This is a genomic window from Herbaspirillum sp. YR522 (genome assembly GCF_000282575.1).
Classification (GTDB): domain Bacteria; phylum Pseudomonadota; class Gammaproteobacteria; order Burkholderiales; family Burkholderiaceae_D; genus Herbaspirillum.
Genome location: NZ_AKJA01000037.1, coordinates 13,148 through 32,667, shown reverse-complemented (window position 1 = coordinate 32,667; position 19,520 = coordinate 13,148). Strand labels below are relative to the sequence as shown.

At 62.5% G+C, this 19,520-nt stretch carries 22 protein-coding genes; 21 read left to right on the top strand and 1 reads right to left on the bottom strand.

Annotation, left to right across the window (positions count from 1 at the left end):
- Positions 1–277: 277 nt before the first annotated feature.
- The 8 genes from PMI40_RS06465 (at position 278) to PMI40_RS06430 (ending at position 7,212) form a co-directional block, all read left to right on the top strand.
- Entirely contained in the window at positions 278–1,369 is a 1,092-nt protein-coding gene (locus PMI40_RS06465; RefSeq protein WP_008113358.1) for a flagellin, read from the top strand.
- A gap of 79 nt (positions 1,370–1,448) precedes the next feature.
- Positions 1,449–1,814: a flagellar protein FlaG gene (locus PMI40_RS06460; protein WP_008113357.1), complete on the top strand. Its 366-nt coding sequence runs from the start codon at positions 1,449–1,451 to the stop codon at positions 1,812–1,814.
- Between the two features lie 246 nt (positions 1,815–2,060).
- Positions 2,061–4,094 (top strand): flagellar filament capping protein FliD, encoded by a 2,034-nt coding sequence (fliD, locus tag PMI40_RS06455; protein WP_008113356.1) that lies wholly within the window; start codon positions 2,061–2,063, stop codon positions 4,092–4,094.
- A 37-nt stretch (positions 4,095–4,131) separates the two neighbouring features.
- Positions 4,132–4,587 (top strand): flagellar export chaperone FliS, encoded by a 456-nt coding sequence (fliS, locus tag PMI40_RS06450; protein ID WP_008113355.1) that lies wholly within the window; start codon positions 4,132–4,134, stop codon positions 4,585–4,587.
- 2 nt (positions 4,588–4,589) lie between these two features.
- Positions 4,590–4,919: a flagellar protein FliT gene (locus PMI40_RS06445; protein ID WP_008113351.1), complete on the top strand. Its 330-nt coding sequence runs from the start codon at positions 4,590–4,592 to the stop codon at positions 4,917–4,919.
- Positions 4,920–4,921: 2 nt separating this feature from the next.
- Complete coding sequence (locus tag PMI40_RS06440) at positions 4,922–6,100, top strand: flagellar hook-length control protein FliK (RefSeq protein WP_008113350.1); 1,179 nt, start codon at positions 4,922–4,924, stop codon at positions 6,098–6,100.
- Positions 6,087–6,431 (top strand): EscU/YscU/HrcU family type III secretion system export apparatus switch protein, encoded by a 345-nt coding sequence (locus tag PMI40_RS06435; RefSeq protein WP_008113349.1) that lies wholly within the window; start codon positions 6,087–6,089, stop codon positions 6,429–6,431. The genes PMI40_RS06440 and PMI40_RS06435 overlap by 14 nt, the downstream gene beginning before the upstream one ends.
- A gap of 25 nt (positions 6,432–6,456) precedes the next feature.
- Complete coding sequence (locus tag PMI40_RS06430) at positions 6,457–7,212, top strand: flagellar brake protein (RefSeq protein WP_008113347.1); 756 nt, start codon at positions 6,457–6,459, stop codon at positions 7,210–7,212.
- A gap of 186 nt (positions 7,213–7,398) precedes the next feature.
- On the opposite strand, the gene fliE is transcribed toward PMI40_RS06430, so the two are convergent.
- Positions 7,399–7,758 carry a flagellar hook-basal body complex protein FliE gene (gene fliE, locus PMI40_RS06425; protein WP_008113345.1) on the bottom strand — a complete coding sequence of 120 codons (360 nt, stop codon included), beginning with the start codon at positions 7,756–7,758 and terminating at the stop codon, positions 7,399–7,401.
- A gap of 255 nt (positions 7,759–8,013) precedes the next feature.
- Between fliE and fliF the strand changes: the two genes are divergently transcribed.
- The 13 genes from fliF to fliR all read left to right on the top strand — a co-directional run bounded on the left by fliF (position 8,014) and on the right by fliR (position 19,444).
- Positions 8,014–9,777: a flagellar basal-body MS-ring/collar protein FliF gene (gene fliF / locus PMI40_RS06420; RefSeq protein WP_008113338.1), complete on the top strand. Its 1,764-nt coding sequence runs from the start codon at positions 8,014–8,016 to the stop codon at positions 9,775–9,777.
- Positions 9,770–10,765, top strand: coding sequence for a flagellar motor switch protein FliG (fliG, locus tag PMI40_RS06415; protein WP_008113336.1), 996 nt, complete (start codon positions 9,770–9,772; stop codon positions 10,763–10,765). The genes fliF and fliG overlap by 8 nt, the downstream gene beginning before the upstream one ends.
- Before the next feature lie 69 nt (positions 10,766–10,834).
- On the top strand, positions 10,835–11,536 hold the full coding sequence (gene fliH, locus PMI40_RS06410; protein ID WP_008113335.1) for a flagellar assembly protein FliH: 702 nt from the start codon (positions 10,835–10,837) through the stop codon (positions 11,534–11,536).
- Positions 11,537–11,587: 51 nt separating this feature from the next.
- Positions 11,588–12,994 carry a flagellar protein export ATPase FliI gene (gene fliI / locus PMI40_RS06405; RefSeq protein WP_008113333.1) on the top strand — a complete coding sequence of 469 codons (1,407 nt, stop codon included), beginning with the start codon at positions 11,588–11,590 and terminating at the stop codon, positions 12,992–12,994.
- A 36-nt stretch (positions 12,995–13,030) separates the two neighbouring features.
- Positions 13,031–13,471 (top strand): flagellar export protein FliJ, encoded by a 441-nt coding sequence (gene fliJ / locus PMI40_RS06400; protein WP_008113332.1) that lies wholly within the window; start codon positions 13,031–13,033, stop codon positions 13,469–13,471.
- Between the two features lie 65 nt (positions 13,472–13,536).
- The gene (locus PMI40_RS06395) at positions 13,537–14,787 is read left to right on the top strand and encodes a flagellar hook-length control protein FliK (protein WP_008113331.1); all 1,251 of its coding nucleotides are present in this window, start codon (positions 13,537–13,539) and stop codon (positions 14,785–14,787) included.
- Between the two features lie 144 nt (positions 14,788–14,931).
- Complete coding sequence (gene fliL / locus PMI40_RS06390) at positions 14,932–15,447, top strand: flagellar basal body-associated protein FliL (RefSeq protein ID WP_008113329.1); 516 nt, start codon at positions 14,932–14,934, stop codon at positions 15,445–15,447.
- A gap of 22 nt (positions 15,448–15,469) precedes the next feature.
- Positions 15,470–16,474 carry a flagellar motor switch protein FliM gene (gene fliM / locus PMI40_RS06385; RefSeq protein ID WP_008113327.1) on the top strand — a complete coding sequence of 335 codons (1,005 nt, stop codon included), beginning with the start codon at positions 15,470–15,472 and terminating at the stop codon, positions 16,472–16,474.
- A 2-nt stretch (positions 16,475–16,476) separates the two neighbouring features.
- Positions 16,477–16,932 carry a flagellar motor switch protein FliN gene (fliN, locus tag PMI40_RS06380; protein WP_008113320.1) on the top strand — a complete coding sequence of 152 codons (456 nt, stop codon included), beginning with the start codon at positions 16,477–16,479 and terminating at the stop codon, positions 16,930–16,932.
- A 19-nt stretch (positions 16,933–16,951) separates the two neighbouring features.
- Positions 16,952–17,524 carry a flagellar biosynthetic protein FliO gene (gene fliO, locus PMI40_RS06375; protein ID WP_008113319.1) on the top strand — a complete coding sequence of 191 codons (573 nt, stop codon included), beginning with the start codon at positions 16,952–16,954 and terminating at the stop codon, positions 17,522–17,524.
- Positions 17,508–18,314, top strand: coding sequence for a flagellar type III secretion system pore protein FliP (fliP, locus tag PMI40_RS06370; RefSeq protein ID WP_008113318.1), 807 nt, complete (start codon positions 17,508–17,510; stop codon positions 18,312–18,314). Before fliO ends, fliP begins: the two co-directional genes overlap by 17 nt.
- An 11-nt stretch (positions 18,315–18,325) precedes the next feature.
- The gene (gene fliQ / locus PMI40_RS06365; protein ID WP_008113317.1) at positions 18,326–18,595 is read left to right on the top strand and encodes a flagellar biosynthesis protein FliQ; all 270 of its coding nucleotides are present in this window, start codon (positions 18,326–18,328) and stop codon (positions 18,593–18,595) included.
- A gap of 45 nt (positions 18,596–18,640) precedes the next feature.
- Entirely contained in the window at positions 18,641–19,444 is an 804-nt protein-coding gene (gene fliR / locus PMI40_RS06360; RefSeq protein WP_008113316.1) for a flagellar biosynthetic protein FliR, read from the top strand.
- The last annotated feature ends 76 nt before the right edge of the window (positions 19,445–19,520 follow it).

The following is a 19,520-nucleotide window of genomic DNA, read 5'->3' as shown; positions in this document are numbered from 1 at the left end:
CTCCAATTCCATGGGGAAATTTAATTTCCCGCCTGCATCAGAAAAAAATCCTAAAGTTTTTAGGAAGGCCGCCGAAAAAGGATTTGCTTGGTACATAAAGCACGTGGTTTTAGTTCGGAAGGCCCTGAAAAAGATTTTTGTGAAAAGCCCTAAACTTTTTCCAAGGCCGCCCGATAAAGCAAGTAACAGAGGTTGAAACGCCTGAGGCTCATGGGTAGAAGACCAAAGTTAAGCACTGAAACTCGTATCATCGGTCTCAAATCTTAGGAGAATTAACATGGCATCAGTCATTAATACCAACATTGCGTCGCTCAACACCCAACGCAATCTGAACACTTCGCAATCGTCGCTCAATACCTCGATCCAACGTCTGTCGTCCGGCCTGCGCGTCAACAGCGCGAAGGACGACGCCGCTGGCCTGGCCATCGCCGACCGCATGAACGCCCAGGTCAAGGGCCTGGCCGTTGCACAACGTAACGCCAACGACGGTATCTCGCTGGCGCAAACCGCTGAAGGCGCACTGTCGACCGTTACCGACAACCTGCAACGTATGCGTGAGCTGGCTGTTCAAGCTTCGAACGGCACCAACAGCGCACAAGACCGCAAGACCCTCAACGACGAATACAAGCAACTGTCGGATGAAGTCTTCCGCGTGCTCAACGGCACCCAGTTCAACGGCCAAAACCTGTTCACCGGTGTTGGTTCGGGCGCCAGCGCAGGTGTTGGTTCGACGTCGGCCAGCGGCAAGGCTTCGCTGAGCCTGTCGTTCCAAGTCGGCGCCAACGTGACCGACAACAAGCTCAACGACCAGATCACCATCTCGTTGTCGGACTTGTCCAACGATGGCAGCATCGCTGACGTCATCGGCACCAGCGCCAAGGGCCTGATCGGTCTGGGCGACACTTCCGGCGTGAGCACCAAGCAAGCCGCCTACACTTCGGCCAAGGCCAAGCTGGACAACCTGTTCGCAACCGGCTCGACCCTGTCGGCAAGCGCACTGGCCTCGTCGGCTGTGACCCTGCAAAAGTCCATCGACAGCGCCAAGCTGGACCTGGACAAGGCAGTGGCCGCTCCTTCGGCTCAAAGCGATGCACAGAAGGCAATCAAGAACCTGGACAAGGCCATCAGCCTGGTGTCGTCCAAGCGTGCAGAGTTCGGTGCGGTGCAGAACCGTTTCAGCGCGGTTATCGCCAACTTGCAAGTGTCGAGCGAGAACATCACGTCGTCGCGCAGCCGTATCATGGACGCCGACTACGCCGCAGAAACTGCCAACCTGACCCGTGGTCAGATTCTGCAACAGGCTGGTACCGCGATGTTGTCGAAGGCAAACGCGTCGCCGCAGTCGGTTCTGTCGCTGCTGCAAGGCTAATCCGCTACGCTGATTAGATGACGTGCGGAGAATAGATTATTATTCTCCGCACGTTCCCATTAAGGAAGGGAGTAACATCATGTCGATCACCCCAATCAATAATACAGCTATAGGGGATTCGGGCACTGCCTACGCATTACCGACGCCGGTGCCGCAGTCCGCTCCAGTAGCGTCAACCATTGCCATTACGGCAACACCCGCCGCCACACAACAAAAGCCCGAACAGAAGGAAGTTGACACGGCCGTTGCCAAGCTCAACGATTTCGCCGCCAGCAACAACACTTCGCTGAACTTCTCTCAAGACAAGGACACGGGTGAGACGGTCATCAAAGTCATCGATACCGACACCGACAAGGTCCTGCTGCAGATCCCGACGGTAGAAGCCATTGCCATATCGAAGTCGATCGAGAAGATGCGCGGCCTGTTGCTTAACGACAAAGCCTGACGTCTGGGCTTACCAGCACTCTGTCACTGACTGAAGTCTGGTATGAACTGTAGTACTGCGAATAACATCATGTGCCAGGCACTGCCGCGACATATGATGCGTCCGGTACTCCATTTCATAACGGATTTAAATTTCCCGCACAGCGTCATCAAGCATCGACGCCGACCTTGAGAGCGCCCTTCTGCCCCTCTTGACCGCGGCTCGCATGCAAGGCTGTGCGAAACGCATGGATTCAGGAGCAAAACGATGGCGACTTCCACCGGTACCATTTCCACTTCCGCAGGCCCTCTCGACGTAGCCACGCTGGTCAGCAAGCTGGTACAGGCCGAGGCCAACACCCAACTGACCCCGTTGACGGACCAGGCGACCAGCTATAACACGCTGATCTCGGCCTATGGCACCCTCAAGGGTTCGCTGTCGACCTACCAGAGCGCCATCAAGGCCCTGACCTCGGCCAGCTTCAGCTCGCAGAAAGCCACCCTCAGCAATGCCGGCACCGGCACCGGCCTGACCACCGACCCGCTGACGGCCGACATCAACACCGACACCTCGACCAAGATACTGGCCCAGAAACTGCAATCGAAGGGCTTTACCGCCGGCACCATCTTCAATGCAGGCGACTCCATCGCCATCAAGGTCGGCACCAACGCCCCCACTTTCGTCACGCTCAAGGCCAACGCCACGCTGTCGGGCGTGCGTGACGCCATCAACGCCGCCAAGGCAGGCGTGACCGCGTCGGTGGTCAAGGACGGCAGTGGCGAGCGCCTGGTGCTCGAATCGAACACCGGCGGCACCGCCAACACGATCAAGATCACGGCCAACAATTCGCTGTCCGACCTGGCCTACGACCCCAACAGCAGCACGCCCAGCACGGTGACCCAGCTGCAGGCGCCACGTGACGCCTCCAAGGCCGCTTCCGGCAGCTATACCATCGGCGTGACGCAACTGGCGCAAGCGCAGAAGATCAGCTCGGCCGGGATCGCTCCGGCCACCAAGTTCGAAAACGGGCTGCTGGCCATCAAGACCGGCAACGGCTCGACCACCGTCATCAAGCCCGCCACCAACACGCTGGCCGGCGTGCGCGATGCGATCAACTCCAGCGATGCCGGCGTGACCGCCACCATCGTCAGCGACGGCACCAACGACCACCTGGTGGTGTCGGCCAAGGACAGCGGCGCGACTAATACCATCCGCATCACCGGCACCGAGGACTTCGCCGCGTTCAGTTTCGACCCGAGCGGCAAGTACACCTCGCCCAATGTCACCCCGGGCCAGGCCTATGCCAGCGGCACCCTGAACCTGAAGGTGGGCGACAGCACGGTGGCGATCAACCCCACCGATGTCAACGGCAGCGGCGCGATCGACCTCAATGACGTCATGCAGGCCATCAACACCGCCAACGCCGGCGTCACCGCCAGCATCAGCAACGACGGTACCAACGATCACCTGGTGCTGACCCCGGCCGGCACCAGTGCCGTGTCGCTCACCGGCACCAGCGACTACGCCGGCCTGACCGGCGGCACCATGGGCCAGTTGATGAAAGCCCAGGACGCCAAGATGTCGATCGACGGCGTGGTCGTCACCAGCGCCAGCAACAAGGTCGAGAACGCCGTCTCGGGCGTGACCTTCAACCTGGCCAAGGTCACCACTGCCGACGACAAGTTCACGCTCAACGTCGCCAACGACACCAGTGGCATCACCACCACGGCCACCAGCTTCGTGACGGCCTACAACACGCTGGCCAAGTCGATTGCCAGCCTGACCAAGCAGACGCCGTCGACCACGCTGGGCGAATCGACCAATTCTTCGCCGCTGGCCAGCGAATCGTCGGTGCAGAACATCATGTCGCAACTGCGCAGTACGCTGTTTGGCAGCGTCACCGGCGGTAACGGCATCAGCTCGCTGGCCGACATCGGCATCAGCTTCCAGAAGGACGGCACGCTGGCGCTGGACAATACCAAGTTGACCACTGCCTCGTCGGCCAATTTCGCCGGGATCGACAACCTGTTTTCGTCCACTGGTGGTATTGTTACCAAGCTCAACACGCTGATGGAAGGTATCCTGGGCGATGGCGGCATCATTGCGACCAAGACCAATGGCCTGCAAGCCAGCCTGAAGATCAATACGGACCGTCAGACGGCAGTGCAGGCGCGGTTGTCGACCTTGAAGGACACCTACACCAATCAGTTCAACAGGCTCAATGTGACGCTGGCGAGCATGCAGTCCACGCAGAGTTACCTGACCCAGCAGCTGTCGAGCCTGTCCAGCAGCAGTAGCTGATTCGATGCTGGTGAAACAGCGAGCATAGGAGAACGTCATGTTCGGAAGCATTAAGCGCGGGGCCAACGCCTATGCCAAGGTCGGCATAGAGACCGGCGTATTGGCGGCCAGTCCGCATAAACTCATCACGATGCTGTTCGACGGCGCGCTGATGGCCATTGCCATGGCCAAGAAACACATGGCCGAGGGCGATATCAAGCACAAGGGCGAGTCGATCACCAAGGCCATCCTGATCATCGACAACGGCCTTCGCGCCAGCCTCAACAAGGACGTCGGCGGCGAGTTGGCGCTCAATCTCGACTCGCTGTACGAATACATGAGCCGCCGCCTGTTCGAGGCCAATGTCAACAACAATGGCGACATCCTGACCGAAATACACGGCCTGCTCGACGGCATCCGCGACGCATGGCAGCAGATCGATCCGCAGGGTGGCGGCAGTGCGCCCGCTGCGCAGCCGGCCTTTGACGCCCGGCAGAGCCTGGCCAAGGCATGACCATGAACGGCGACCAAGTCATCTCGATCTACGAGTCGATCGCCCGCCTGACCGACCAGATGCTGGCCGCCGCACGCGCCAGCGACTGGGAACTGCTCGCTTCGCTCGAAGAGCAGTCCGGCGTTCATATCGCCACCCTGCGCAATCTCGAGGACGATATCCAGCTGTCCGAGCAGCACCGCAATCGCAAGGTCGAGATCATCCGCAAGGTGCTCGAGGACGACCGTGCCATTCGCAATCTCACCGAGCCTGGCCTGCGCCGGCTGTCGGCCCTGATCCAGAGCAACCACACCGAACAGAAACTTCTCAATACCTACGGCATGGGCGGTTGACCATGTTGCCGCGGGTCGACATTCCCAACGCCGTCACGCCCGTCAACTCGGTCGAGGCGGCGACGGCTGTCATCTCGGTTGCCGATACCAGGCAGGAAGCGGTCAGCCGGCTGTCCCAGATCGCCATCGGCCAGCAGATGGCCGGGCGCGTGCTGTCGGCCTTCAATGACGGCACCTTCCTGGTCAGGATCGCCAACACCGCCGCCCGCATGGTGTTGCCCGCCAATGCCCGCACCGGCGATTCGCTGGTCCTGACGCTGGTCGGCAAGGACCCCCGCCCCACCTTCGCCCTCAAGGAAGGCAGCCTGCAGCAGGACGACGAGAGCGCGGCGGTGGCGCTCAGCACCGCCGGGCGGGCCATGCAGAAAGACCTCAAGAGCCTGCAGCAGGTGCAGCGCGAGGGTGCCGGTGCCGGCGGCGTGGCCGAGAACGCCGACGTGCCAGAAGAGTTGGGGGCCGGCACCGGACGCCAGAGCCAGGCCAATGGCCAGACCAGCAGCACCACCACGCTGAGCAATGCCGGCAAGCTGATCGACAGCCTGCTGCTGGCATCGCAACAGGGCAATGTCGCCAAGCACGTATCGTCGCCGGCCCCGCTGGGCCAGGCCGGTGCGTCCGCCGGCCAGATGGCCGGCGCCCTGCACGACGCCATCACCTACAGCGGCGTGTTCTATGAGTCGCACGTCTCGGCCTGGGCCGAGGGCAAGCGTGCCGCCGAGGAGTTGCTCAAGGAACCGCAGTCGCAAGTGGCGCGCCAGGCCAATGGCAATATCAGCCTGCTCAACCAGAACGACCCGGCGCAAAGTCCGCTGGGCCAGATCGTCAACCTGCAACTGAACGCCCTCGAACAGCAACGCGTGGTATGGCATGGCGAAGTCTGGCCGGGGCAGCAGATGGAATGGGAGATCAGCCAGGGACAGGGCGACGGCGGGCAACCGCCGGACGCTGAATCGGAGCAGGCGCCGGCCTGGCACAGCGTGGTTCGCTTCAATTTCGCCCAGCTGGGCCAGGTATCGGCCTCGATCAGGCTGATCGGCCAGCAGATCCACGTCCAGGTGAAGGCAGACAATCCGGCGGCCACCGCCGCCCTGCGCAACAACGGCTCGCTCCTGGCCAACGCCATGGCCGCCGCCGGCACTTCACTGGACTCGTTGGTCGTCAAACAAGATGGACAAGCCTAATATCCCCCTGCAGAACGCGGTCGCGCTGGCCTACAACGCCAGCCGCGCGGCGCCGACCGTGGTGGCCAAGGGCAGCGGCCTGGTGGCCGAGGCGATCATCGCCCGAGCTCGCGAAAGCGGGGTGTTCGTCCACGAGTCCAAGGAGCTGGTATCGCTGCTGATGCAGGTCGAGCTCGACCAGCAGATTCCACCCGCGCTGTACCGGACTGTCGCAGAATTGCTTGCATGGCTTTATCGTATTGAAAATATGCAATTAATAGAGCCGGTGCTGTATGATACGGGACCAAATTACTCAAATAATCCATCGGGGGAAAGCGATTTAATTCGCTGAATTCGACGTAAGTACAGACGCACAGATGGCTAACAACGACGAGATCGACGACGACAGCCCATACCGGGTTCACTCACGGAGGGAAATCCTTTCCCTGCTGACCAGCATGCTGGATAAAAACCAGTTGCTGAGCCTGTTCATCAAGGGCGGTTCCGAATCCGTCATCACCTCGATCCTCGATATCGACGACGATGACGATTCGATCATCATCGATGCCGCACCCAGCGCCACGCTCAACGAGCATATCGTGGCCAGCAAGACCATCGGTTTCGAAGCGCTGTACAACAATATTCGCATCACCTTCAATGCCGACCAGGCAACCGCTTGCGAGCACCAGAACCGCCCGGCCCTGAAGATTGCCATCCCGGCCAGCCTGGTGCGCCTGCAGCGCCGCGAATACTTCCGTATCGCCACGCCGATTGCCAAGCCGCTGCGCTGCACCTTCCGCGTCACCCAGGCCGATGGTTCGTTCATCACCATCGTCACGATGCTCAACAACATCAGCGCCGGCGGCGTGGGCATTACCGACGAAAAGAAGATCCTGCCGACCACCGTGGGCGTGATCTACGAAGACTGCCAGCTCGAACTGACCGACAACACGCTGGTATCGGTCAAGTTGCAGGTCCGCGACTGCAAGGAATTCAAGCTGACCACCGGCAAGACCGTCAATCGCTATGGCTGCGAATTCATCGATATCCCGCGCGCGGTGCTGGCCGCCATCCAGCGCTTCATCACCAAGCTCGAGCGCGAACAGAACGCCAAGGCCTCCGGCATGATGTAACCGCCGCCCCCCACCGAAAAAAGCCTGCATTGCAGGCTTTTTTTACGGCCGGAAATTCCTGGCATTGCAGCATGGAAAGAGCGGTCGATACCGGTTTATTTCCCCGCAAGAAATAAACATCGCACCCGGCAACAAAAAAGGCGCCCGCAGACGCCCTTCTGGCATACCGTCCGACCCAGCCGGCGCTCACACCTGCATGGTCATGATGTCGCGGTAGGCAGACACCAGCTTGTTGCGCACCTGAATGCTGGTCTGGAACGAGATGCTGGCCTTCTGGCCGGCGATCATCACATCCGACAGGTTCACGTTGTCATCGCCCAGGGCGAACGCCTGGGACATCTTCGCGGCGCTCTGCTGCGAAGTGTTGACCTGGTCCATCGCGCCCTTGAGCACATCGGCGAAGTCGACCCGGGGCGCGGCCTTTTCGGCCTGCAACGCGCCCGGCCGGGCAATTTCGGATACGCCCTGGGCCTTGGCCGCAGCTGCCTTCAACTGGGCCACCATCGCCTCGATGCGGCTGGTATCGATCACACTTTGTACGGCCATTTTGCTAGCTCCTTGATCAGCTTTTGGGCGCTTGCGACACGCCCGAACGCACTAATTCCTTATAGATCAGCACCTTAGCATGATTGCATTTACATCTCGCAACAATAAGCGGGTAATTTTCAGGTCTGTTCGGGCGATCAAATTCCCTCGCCGCACGGACAATCCACACTGAGCAAAAATCCTATTCGAGGGCAGGTAAGCAGTGGACAAAGTCATTATCAAGCCGGCAACCGAGGGCGCGCCAAAGGACAAATCATGGCGGTAGCAGCCGACGGTACGATGACCAGCGACTCCAACAATCAAGGCGTGCCCGGCGACGGGACGGCCCCGCCGTCGCCGCCACCCGGCGTGATGGGCTATGCCCGCTCGCCGCAAGGCCGCCGCATCCTGCTCATCATCGCAGCCGCTGCTACCGTGGCGCTGATGATCGGCATCTGGATGTGGAGCCAGAAGATCGAATACCGGGTCCTGTTCTCCAACTTCAACGACCGCGATGGCGGCGCCATCGTGGCTTCGCTGCAGACCATGAACGTGCCCTACAAGTACTCGGATGGCGGCTCGGCCATCCTGGTGCCCGAGAACATGGTGCACGATGCGCGCCTGAAGCTGGCCGCACAAGGCTTGCCCAAGGGCGGCAACGTCGGCTTCGAAGTGATGGAGAACCAGAAGCTGGGCGTATCGCAGTTCCTCGAGCAGGTCAATTTCCAGCGCGCACTCGAAGGCGAACTGGCGCGTTCGGTGCAATCGCTGTCGTCGGTGCAATCGGCGCGCGTCCACCTGGCCCTGCCCAAGGCGTCGGTGTTCGTGCGCGACCAGCAAAAGCCGACCGCGTCGGTGGTGCTGAGCCTGTACCCGGGCCGCTTCCTGGATGGCCAGCAAGTCAGCGCCATCGTCCACCTGGTGGCCAGCAGCGTACCTGAACTGTCGCCCAAGGCGGTGACCATCGTCGACCAGAACGGCAACCTGCTGTCCGACACCACCAAGCAAGCCCAGACCAATACCCTCGACCCGACCCAGCTGAAGTATGTCCAGGACATGCAGCAGGACATCGTCAAGCGGGTCGAATCGATCATCGCGCCGATCGTCGGCAACGGCAACGTGCGCGCCGAAGCCACGGCCGACATCGACTTCTCGCGCACCGAGCAGGCCTCCGAGGCCTACAAGCCGAACCAGACCCAGGACACCGCCGCCGTGCGCAGCAAGCAGAGCAGCGAAGCGTCCAATTCGTCGTCCGGCACCTCGGGCATCCCGGGTGCACTGAGCAACCAGCCCCCTGCCCCGGCCACCGCGCCGATCGTCAACCCGGCCGCCGCCAACGCGCAGGGCCAGGCCGGCGCGGCCGCACCGGCGGCACCGACGGCCAGCTCGCAGGGCAATTCGCGCAAGGACGAGACGGTCAACTACGAAGTCGACAAGACCGTGCGCTACACCCAGCAGCCGATCGGCGGCGTGCGTCGCCTGACCGTCGCCGTGGTGGTCAACTACAAGCGCACGCTGGACAACACCGGCAAGATCGTCATGCGTCCGCTGACCGAGGCCGAGCGCAACCAGATCACCGACCTGGTGCGCGAAGCGATGGGCTTCAACAAGGATCGCGGCGACTCGCTCAACGTGGTCAACACCCAGTTCAATACCGACCTGGAACCGGAAGTGCCGCTCTGGAAGCAACCCGGCATGATCGAGCTGGCCAAGGAAATCGGCAAGTACGTGCTGCTGGCCGCGGTGTTGCTGTACCTCTACTTCGGTGTGCTGCGCCCGATCATCTGGAAGCTGTCGGGCCGCGAGGAACGCGAACGCCTGGCCAAGGAAAAAGCCGAGGCCGAAGCCGAAGCCGCCGCCGCCGCTGCCGCCGCCGGGTTCGATCCGGACGATCCGGATGCCATCGTCAACCTGTCCGGCGAGCCGGCCATCGACGAGCGCGCGCAGTACAAGGCCAATCTCGAAACCGCCAAGCAGTGGGCCAAGAACGATCCGAAACTGGTGGCAAGCATCATTAAGACATGGGTGAACAATGAGTAACGACGGCGTTCAGAAAGGTGCCATCCTGATGCTGGCACTGGGCGAAGACGAAGCCGCCGAGGTCATGAAGTATCTCGGGCCCCGTGAAGTCCAGAAGCTCGGCGCGGCCATGTCCGCCCTCAAGAACATCAGCTTCGAGGACATCAATGCCGTGCTCGAGGACTTCGTCGCCGAAACCGGCCAGGCGTCGTCGCTGGGCCTGGATTCGGACGAATACATCCGCAGCGTGCTGACCAAGGCCCTGGGCGACGACAAGGCCACCTCGCTGCTCAACCGTATCCTGGGCGGGCGTGATGCCAGCGGCATCGAAAGCCTCAAGTGGATGGATGCGCAATCGGTGGCCGAACTCATCCGCAACGAGCACCCGCAGATCATCGCCACCATCCTGGTGCACCTCGAGCGCGACCATGCCTGCGGCATCATGAACAATTTCACGGAACGTCTGCGCAACGATGTGATCCTTCGTATTGCCACCCTCGACGGCGTCCAGCCAGCCGCGCTGCGCGAGCTCAACGACGTGCTGACCAAGCTGCTGACGGGCAACGAAAGCCTCAAGAAGCAACAGATGGGTGGTATCCGCACCGCGGCCGAGATTCTCAACTTCATGTCGGGCGAGAACGAGACTTCGGTGATGAACAACCTGCGCTCCTACGACGAGGACATGGCGCAGAAGATCATGGACGAGATGTTCGTCTTCGAGAACGTCATCGATATCGATGGCCGCGGCATCCAGTTGCTGCTGCGCGAAGTCCAGTCCGAGTCGCTCATCGTTGCGCTCAAGGGTGCATCGCAAGGGCTGCGCGACAAGATCTTCGCCAACATGTCGCAGCGTGCGGCGGAGATGATGAAGGAAGATCTCGAATCCAAGGGGCCGGTGCGCCTGTCCGAGGTCGACGCGCAGCAGAAGGCGATCCTGCAGATCGTGCGCCGCCTGGCCGACGAAGGCCAGATCGTGCTGGGCGCCAAGGGCGAGGACGCCTTCGTCTGATGACGCAAGTCAAGGCGGCGACCATCGCACCGTGTTCGCCTGCCTGTTAGAGCTGGAGTGAATGTAGAGATGCGTGCGAAGATCATTCCCAAGGAAGAAATGACGCCCTACCAGCGATGGGAGCTGGCGTCTTTCAACGAGCCCGAGCCGGAGCCGCCGCCGCCCGAGCCGGTGGAGGAGGACGATCTCGAGGAACCCCCACCACCGCCGCAACTGACGGCCGAGCAGCTCGACGCCATCCGCGAGGCCGCGCGCCAGGAGGCCTTCGCCGAGGGCCGCCAGCACGGGCTGGAAGCCGGACGCGCCGAGGGCTACATGGCCGGGCTGCAGCAGGGCCAGAAGGAAGTCAACGAAACCATCGCCCACCTGCGCCAGATCGCCACCAACTTCAGCACCGAGGTGGCCCAGTGCAGCGAGACCATGGCGCCCGAACTGCTCGGCCTGGCGCTGGACCTGGCCAAGGCGATGCTCAAGACCGCGCTCAAGGTGCAACCCGAACTGGTCCTGCCGACCGTCAGCGAAGCCATCCAGACCTTGCCGGTACTGCAGTTGCCGGCCACCGTCACGCTGCATCCGGACGACGCCGCGCTGGTGCGCGAACACATGGAACAAGAGCTGGCCCAGCACGGCTGGAAGATCGAGGAAGACCCGCAGATCTCGCGCGGCGGCTGCCGCATCGCCACCCGCACCAACCAGATCGACGCCACTGCCGAGACCCGCTGGAAGCGCCTGGCCGAGTCGCTTTCACGCAAGCTCGACTGGCTGGACTGACGTCATGACAGCGCCTCACGCCCACCCCGCCGCATCGTTCGGGAGCGTCGCATGAATTCGCCGATGCCATCCCACAGCAGCCTGTGGCGCGCCTACCTGCACAACTGCCGCAGCCTGGTCGAGATGACCGAGGCGACCCAGACCGCCGGCCGCATCACGCGCGTGGCGGGCCTGGTGATGGAAGCGGTCGGCTTGAAGTTGCCGGTGGGCAGCCCGTGCAACGTGCCACTGCCCAATGGCACCATGATCGAGGCCGAAGTGGTCGGTTTCCAGGACGATCGACTGTTCCTGATGCCGCAAAGCGATGTCGAAGGCATCGTGCCCGGCACCCGGGTGTTCCCGGTCGAACCGGTCAAGCCACCACCGCGCACCGGCCCCATCGCCTTCACCCCGCAACGCAGCGACGAGCACAGCCGGCGCCTGCCGGTCGGTGACGAATTGCTGGGCCGGGTGCTGGACGGCGCCGGCCGCCCGCTCGACAATTACGGCGCCCTCCATACCGAGCGCTCCGCGCCCTTGTCGGTGCGCGCCGCCAACCCGCTGGGCCGGGCACCGATCCGCGACATCCTCGACACCGGTGTGCGCGCCATCAACAGCATGCTTACCGTGGGCCGCGGCCAGCGCATGGGACTGTTCGCCGGCTCAGGCGTCGGCAAGAGCGTACTGCTGGGCATGATGGCCCGCTATACCTCGGCCGACGTGATCGTGGTCGGGCTGATCGGCGAACGTGGTCGCGAGGTCAAGGAGTTCATCGAGGAAATCCTCGGCCCCGAGGGGCGCGCCCGTTCCGTGGTCGTGGCCGCGCCGGCCGACACCCCGCCACTGATGCGCTTGCAGGGCGCAGCCTATTGCACCGCCATTGCCGAGCACTTTCGCGACCAGGGCAAGGATGTGCTGCTGATCATGGATTCGCTGACCCGCTACGCCATGGCACAGCGCGAGATCGCGCTGGCCATCGGCGAGCCACCGGCCACCAAGGGCTACCCGCCGTCGGTATTCGCCAAGCTGCCGGCGCTGGTCGAACGGGCCGGCAACGGCGACGAGGGTGGCGGCTCGATCACCGCGTTCTACACCGTGCTCACCGAGGGTGACGACCAGCAGGATCCGATTGCCGACGCCGCGCGCGCGATCCTGGACGGCCACATCGTGCTGAACCGTCAACTGGCCGAAGCCGGGCATTATCCCGCCATCGATATCGAACAATCGATCAGCCGCGCCATGCACAGCATCACCACCCCGGAACATCAACGCCGGGCGCGGCATCTCAAGCAGCTGTACTCGCGCTACCAGCGCAACCGCGACCTCATCAGCGTGGGTGCCTACGCTGCCGGTTCCGACCCGATCCTGGACGAAGCCATTGCCTTATTGCCAAGGATCGAAGCATTCTTGCAGCAAGGCATCCACGAGCAGGCGGATGTATCAGAGAGCTTGAGGCAACTTACCGCTCTATTCGGGTGATTGAGCACCTTCGCCCAAAAATATAATCGTACTACCATGGCTACCCCCTCTGCACTCGACACGCTGATCGACCTGGCGACCAAAGAGACCGACGAAGCGACCAAGCGCCTCGGCCGGGCCGTGCGCGTCAGCGAGGAAGCGCAGCAGAAGCTTGGCATCCTGCAACAGTACCGCGACGACTACGCGGCACGGTTCCAGGACACATTGACGACCGGGCTGACGGCGTTGAGCTATCGCAATTTCCAGCTGTTCCTCGAGAAGATCGATGTCGCCATCGAGGGCCAGGAAAACGTGGTGCGCAGCAGCCAGCAACGGGTGGCCGAATCGCGCCTGGCGTGGCAGGCGTGCGAGCGCAAGCGCATGTCGTACAACACGCTGGCCACGCGTGCCCGCGACAAGGAACTGAAGAAAGAAAACAAGCGCGACCAGAAGGCCATGGACGAACACGCGGCCCGCATGTTCTTCTACAAGCGCTAAGCACAGCAGCACCGACGATTACGACCGACGAACAAACGAGCCGAACCACTGGACCGACGCCCATCATGAATACTTCCCTGCCGCTGTTGAATGTGGTTTCCGGCTCGCAAGCCACCGCATCGCGCTCGTCCAACCAGGCCGACAGCTTCAGCGCCGAGGCGCCCTTCAAGCAGGTGCTCAGCAGCCAGGTCAACAGCCGCAACGCCGAGAGCCACCAGCAAGACCAGCCCAAGGCACCAGAAAAGGAAGCCGCGCAACCGGCCCAGCCGGCGCCACAGCAGCAGAGCGCCAGCAGTTCGGGCACCAGGAAGGCCGACGCCGACAGCGCCAAGAAGGACGACGACAGCGACCAGGACGACGATACCGACACCGCCGCATCGGCCCAGCTGCTGGCACTGGTGGCCAACCTCGAGCAGAACGCGGTCAAGCCGGTCGGCGACGATAAGGGCGAGAGCACCGAAGGCGACCTGCTGGCACAGGCCAAGCGCGGCGCGCCCAAGCTGTCGCTGCAGGGCGAGGACCAGCCGGCTACCGAGGGTCGCGGCAAGAAAACCGATTTCGCGGCAGTGCAGGACAGCGCGCTTGCCAACAGCAAGAAGGAGGCCACACCCGACCTGGCGCAACAGAACCAGCTCGACGCCGCCCGTGCGGCCAAGGCGGGCGAGAAGTCGCCGGCCGAGCTGGGCGCCGAAGGCAAGGCCGCCACGCCCCAGGCCGACCTGACGGCCGTGGCCGCGCGGGCGCAAGGCGCCAAGACGGCCGCCGATGCGTTCAACCTGCGCCAGGACAACGCCCCGCTCACCCCGGCGCCGGTGGCCCTGCCCGCCATGCAGCAAGCCGTGGCGGCAGCCCAGCCACAAGCGGTGTTTGGCACCTATACCGACAAGATCCAGCCCAATGTGGGCAGCGCCGGCTGGGACCAGGCAGTGGGCCAGAAGGTCACCTGGATGGTCAGCGGCGGCCTCCAGAGCGCCACCCTGTCGCTGAACCCGCCCGACCTGGGCCCGCTGCAGGTGGTGCTGAGCGTGAACAATTCGCAGGCAGACGCCACTTTCACCACGGCCCAGCCCGAGGTCAAGCAGGCGCTCGAGAACGCCATGCCGCGCCTGCGCGAAATGATGGAACAGGCTGGTATCCAGCTGGGCCAGGCCACCGTCAACACCGGCATGCCGAACCAGCAGCAGGGCCAAGGCCAGCAAGCTGCCAGGTCGTCGTCGGGCCGTGCCTTCGGCGACGACGCCGAAGCCGAAGTGCTGGCCGTGACCACGCCGGTCACCGCCAGCGGCGGCCTGGGCATCGTCGACACCTTCGCCTGATTGGCCCGACCCAAGATGCAATACGCCTTACCGCAGTACCGGGGATTCGATTTATCGTCCGCGCCGGACTCAACAACAAGAATTCTTTGCCGATAAGCATCACATCCAAGCAATACGCGCTGACGAACTGAAAGGAAGAAGTAGATGGCCACGAAAGGAAAAGCTCCCGCCAAGGGAGCCGAAGCAGAAGCAGCTCCAGCCAAGTCCAGCAAGAAGATGCTGTTCATCATCGTCGGTGCCGTCCTGGTGCTGGTCATTGGTGGCGCCGCGGCGTTCTTCATGATGGGCGGCAAGAAAAAAGGCGGCGACGATCACGCCGAGGAAAAGGCCGAGGCCAAGGCACCGACCTTCGTGGTCATCGAACCGTTCGTGGTCAACCTGCAGCAGGAAACGGGCGACCAGTACCTGCAGGTGGCGATGACGCTGCAAGTGCCGGACGGCCCGACCGCGGAATCGCTCAAGCTGTTCATGCCCCAGGTGCGCAGCCGCCTGCTGATGGTATTGTCCAGCAAGAAAGCCTCCGAGCTGCTGAGCAGCGAAGGCAAGCGCCGCCTCACCGACGAGATCGTCGACCAGTTGGGCGAACCCTTCTCCGGCAAGGGCAAGGGTCCTGTCATCAATGACGTGTTCTATACGTCATTCGTGATCCAGCAGCAGTAACAAGGGAATCAAGTCACAGACCATGGCCGAGCACTTTCTATCACAGGAAGAAGTCGATGCCCTTCTGAAGGGTGTCACGGGCGACGAAGACGAAGAAAAGATCGTCGAAGAAGCGCCTGGTACGGTACGTACCTATAATCTTGCGACGCAAGAGCGCATCGTCCGCGGACGCATGCCGACGCTGGAAATCATCAACGAGCGCTTCGCTCGCCTGTTCCGCATCGGCCTGTTCAACTTCATCCACCGCACCGCCGAGATCTCGGTGGGTCCGGTGAAGGTATCCAAGTACAGCGAATTCATCCGCAACCTGGTGGTGCCGACCAACCTGAACCTGGTTCACATCAAGCCCTTCCGCGGTATCGGGCTGGTGGTGTTCGACCCGCAGTTCGTGTTCATGCTGGTCGACAACATGTTCGGTGGCGATGGCCGTTTCCATACCCGTATCGAAGGTCGTGAATTCACGCCCACCGAGCAGCGCATCATCATGCGCGTGCTGGAAATCACCTTCGAGACCTACGCCAAGTCCTGGGAACCCATCTACCCGATCGAATTCGAGTTCATTCGTTCAGAGATGAACACCCAGTTTGCCAACATCGCCACCCCCAACGAGGTGGTGGTGTCCACCACCTTCACGGTCGAACTCGGCCCGGTCAGTGGCGAAATCCACATCTGCACCCCGTACTCGATGATCGAGCCGGTGCGTGACCGCCTCACCAGCAGCATGCAGGGTGAGGCGCTCGAAGTGGACAAGCGCTGGATCCGGCTGATGAAGCAGCAGATCCAGACCGCCGAGGTCGAACTGATCGTCAATTTTGGCACCGCCCGCGTCAACTTTACCGACCTGCTCAACATGCAGGTGGGCGATGTGATCCCGCTGCAGAGCACGCCCACCGTCAATGCACAGGTCGACGGCGTGCCCGTGATGGAATGCAGCTACGGCCAGCTCAATGGCCAATACGCCCTGCGCGTCGAGAAGCTGCTGTCCATCACCCAGAATGAACCACCGGAAAGCTTTCAAGGAGAGTAGTAATGGCTGATGAGAACGTAGCAGGTCAAGGCGCGGCGGAGGATGATCCGTGGGGCGCGGCCATGGCCGAGCAGACCAAAGCCGAAGAGTCGCAGAAAAAAGGCCAGATGGACGACGAAGCCGGCATCAATGCCTCGGTCGCCACCGCCACCGTGTTCAAGGACCTGAGCTCGGCCGACATCCAGACCAACACCCCCAACGATATCGATTTCATCCTCGATATCCCGGTGCAGCTGACGGTCGAACTGGGACGCACCAAGATTGCCATCAAGAACCTGCTGCAACTGGCGCAGGGCTCGGTGGTGGAACTGGACGGCATGGCCGGCGAACCGATGGATGTGCTGGTCAACGGCTGCCTGATCGCCCAGGGCGAAGTGGTGGTGGTCAACGACAAGTTCGGTATCCGCCTGACCGATATCATCACGCCCGCCGAACGCATTCGCAAGCTCAACCGCTGAGCGGAGCAGCCTTTATTCGATGAAGCGTCTTTTCCCCCTCTCTCGCGCCAGCGGCCACGGCCGCGGCGTGATCCGATGGCTGGCAGCGGCAGGCAGCTGCGTGCTGCTGGCCAATCAAGCCCTTGCACAGGCCACCCTCAACAACGCCCCCGCCGCCCCGGCAACGCCGCCGGCCAATGCCGCCAGCGCGGCCAACGCGACCTTGCCATCGACCAGTGGCAGCGTCGTCACCATGCTGCTGGGCTTGCTGGCGGTGCTGGCCGTGATGGCCGGCGTGGCCTGGGTGCTCAAGCGCGCCGGCCTGACCCGCGCGCTCTCGGGCAACAGTGCCGCGCGCGTGATCGGCGGCGTCAGCGTCGGCACCCGTGAACGGGTGATGGTGGTCGAGGTCGGCGACCAATGGATCGTCGTGGGCGTGGCGCCAGGGCGTGTCAATGCGCTCACCACCATGCCGCGCCAGGAACACGTGGCGTCCCAGGTGGCGCCGGCGGCCGGCCCGGCCTTTGCCAGCTGGCTCAAGCAAACGATGGATAAACGAAACGGCGGGGCCCCTTCCGGCTCCCGCACAGGCAATGATGGCAGCACACGATAACTTGCAGCACGATGCAGCCTGGTCCACCTGGCGCCGCGCACTGGCGGCACTGGGCTCGCCGAGCATCCTGGTCCTTCTCCTGTTGTGCCTGCCGCTGGCGGCATCGGCACAGCAAGGTGGCATCCCGGCACTGACCAGTACCCCGGCCCCGGGCGGCGGCACCAACTACTCGCTGCCGATCCAGACGATGCTGATGCTGACGGCATTGTCGTTCATCCCGGCGGCGATGTTGATGATGACCTGCTTCACCCGCATCATCATCGTCCTGTCGCTGCTGCGACAGGCCTTGGGCACGCAGTCCACCCCCCCCTCGCAGGTGCTGCTGGGACTGGCGCTGTTCCTGACCTTCTTCGTGATGGGACCGGTGTTCGACCGCATCTACACCGAGGCCTACCAACCGTTTTCCGAGAACAAGATCCAGATGATGGAGGCGCTCGAGAAGGGATCGGCGCCGCTCAAGGAATTCATGCTCAAGCAGACCCGCCAGGCCGACCTGGCGCTGTATGTGAAACTGTCGCGCACGCCCGACCTGCAAGGTCCGGAAGATGTATCGCTGCGCATCCTGGTGCCGGCCTTCGTCACCAGCGAGCTCAAGACCGCGTTCCAGATCGGATTCGCCATCTTCATCCCGTTCCTGATCATCGACATGGTGGTCGCCAGTATCCTCATGGCGATGGGCATGATGATGATGTCGCCGGCCATCGTCTCGCTGCCGTTCAAGCTGATGCTGTTCGTGCTGGTCGATGGCTGGCAGTTGCTGATCGGGTCGTTGGCCCAGAGCTTTTACTAGGAGCAGAACGGATGACACCCGAAAGCGTCATGACGATGGGCCGCCAGGCCATGGAAGTCACCCTGATGATCGCCGCGCCGATGCTGCTGACGGCATTGATGATCGGCCTGGTGGTGAGTATCTTCCAGGCCGCCACCCAGATCAACGAGCAGACCCTGTCGTTCATTCCCAAGCTGGTCGGGGTGTTCCTGGCGCTGATCGTGGCCGGCCCCTGGATGCTGACCGTGATCGTCGACTACATGCACCAGATGTTTTCCGGTATCCCGGCGATGGTGCAGTAAGCGTGCGCTGGCCTGCGCCAGCGACCTGTGCCCGCCCTTGCCCCGATGCTCAATTTCACCAGCCAGCAACTGCAGATCTGGATCGCCATGTTCATCTGGCCGACCACCCGCGTCCTGGGCGTGCTGGCCACGGCCCCGCCGTTCGGTAGTGCCAGCGTGCCGATGCTGGTCAAGCTGCTGCTGGGTTGCGCCATCGGCGTCCTGCTCGGGCCGGACGTGCCATTGCCGGCCGCGCTCGATCCCAGTTCGCTCACGGGCCTGCTGATCCTGTTGCAGCAGTTGATCATCGGCCTGTCCATGGGCATGGCCATACGCATCGTGTTCGCCGCCGTCGAGGCTGCGGGCGAACTTACCAGCGCCACCATGGGCCTGTCCTTCGCCGCCTTCTTCGACCCGCAGACGCAGGGCCGTACCTCGGTCATCAGCCAGTTCTTCAACCTGCTGGCGACCATGGTCTTCCTCAGCATCAATGGCCATCTGGTGCTGCTGGCGGTGCTGGCCGACAGTTTCCACACGCTGCCCATCTCGGCCAATCCCATGACCACCGAAGGCTTGCACCAGCTTGCGCTGTGGGGTGGCCGCGTCTTCAGCATGGGGTTGCAGATGTCGCTGCCGCTGCTCATCGCGCTGCTCATCACCAACCTGGCCCTGGGCATCCTGACCCGCTCGGCGCCCCAGCTGAACCTGTTCGGCATCGGCTTTTCGATCACCATGATGAGCGGCTTCATCCTCATTGGCGTGTCCCTGCCCTACATGCTTACACCATTGCAGCACTTCATGACGGAAGGGATCAATATGGTACGGATGCTGGGGAGCGTCCCGCCCGTCGCGGCACCGCCGCGGCCGTGATGGTCAGCATTTACTGTCCTGACACGCTTAATTTACACTCCTTGACGATCCGCCCGAAGTGCCGGGGGCACACTGG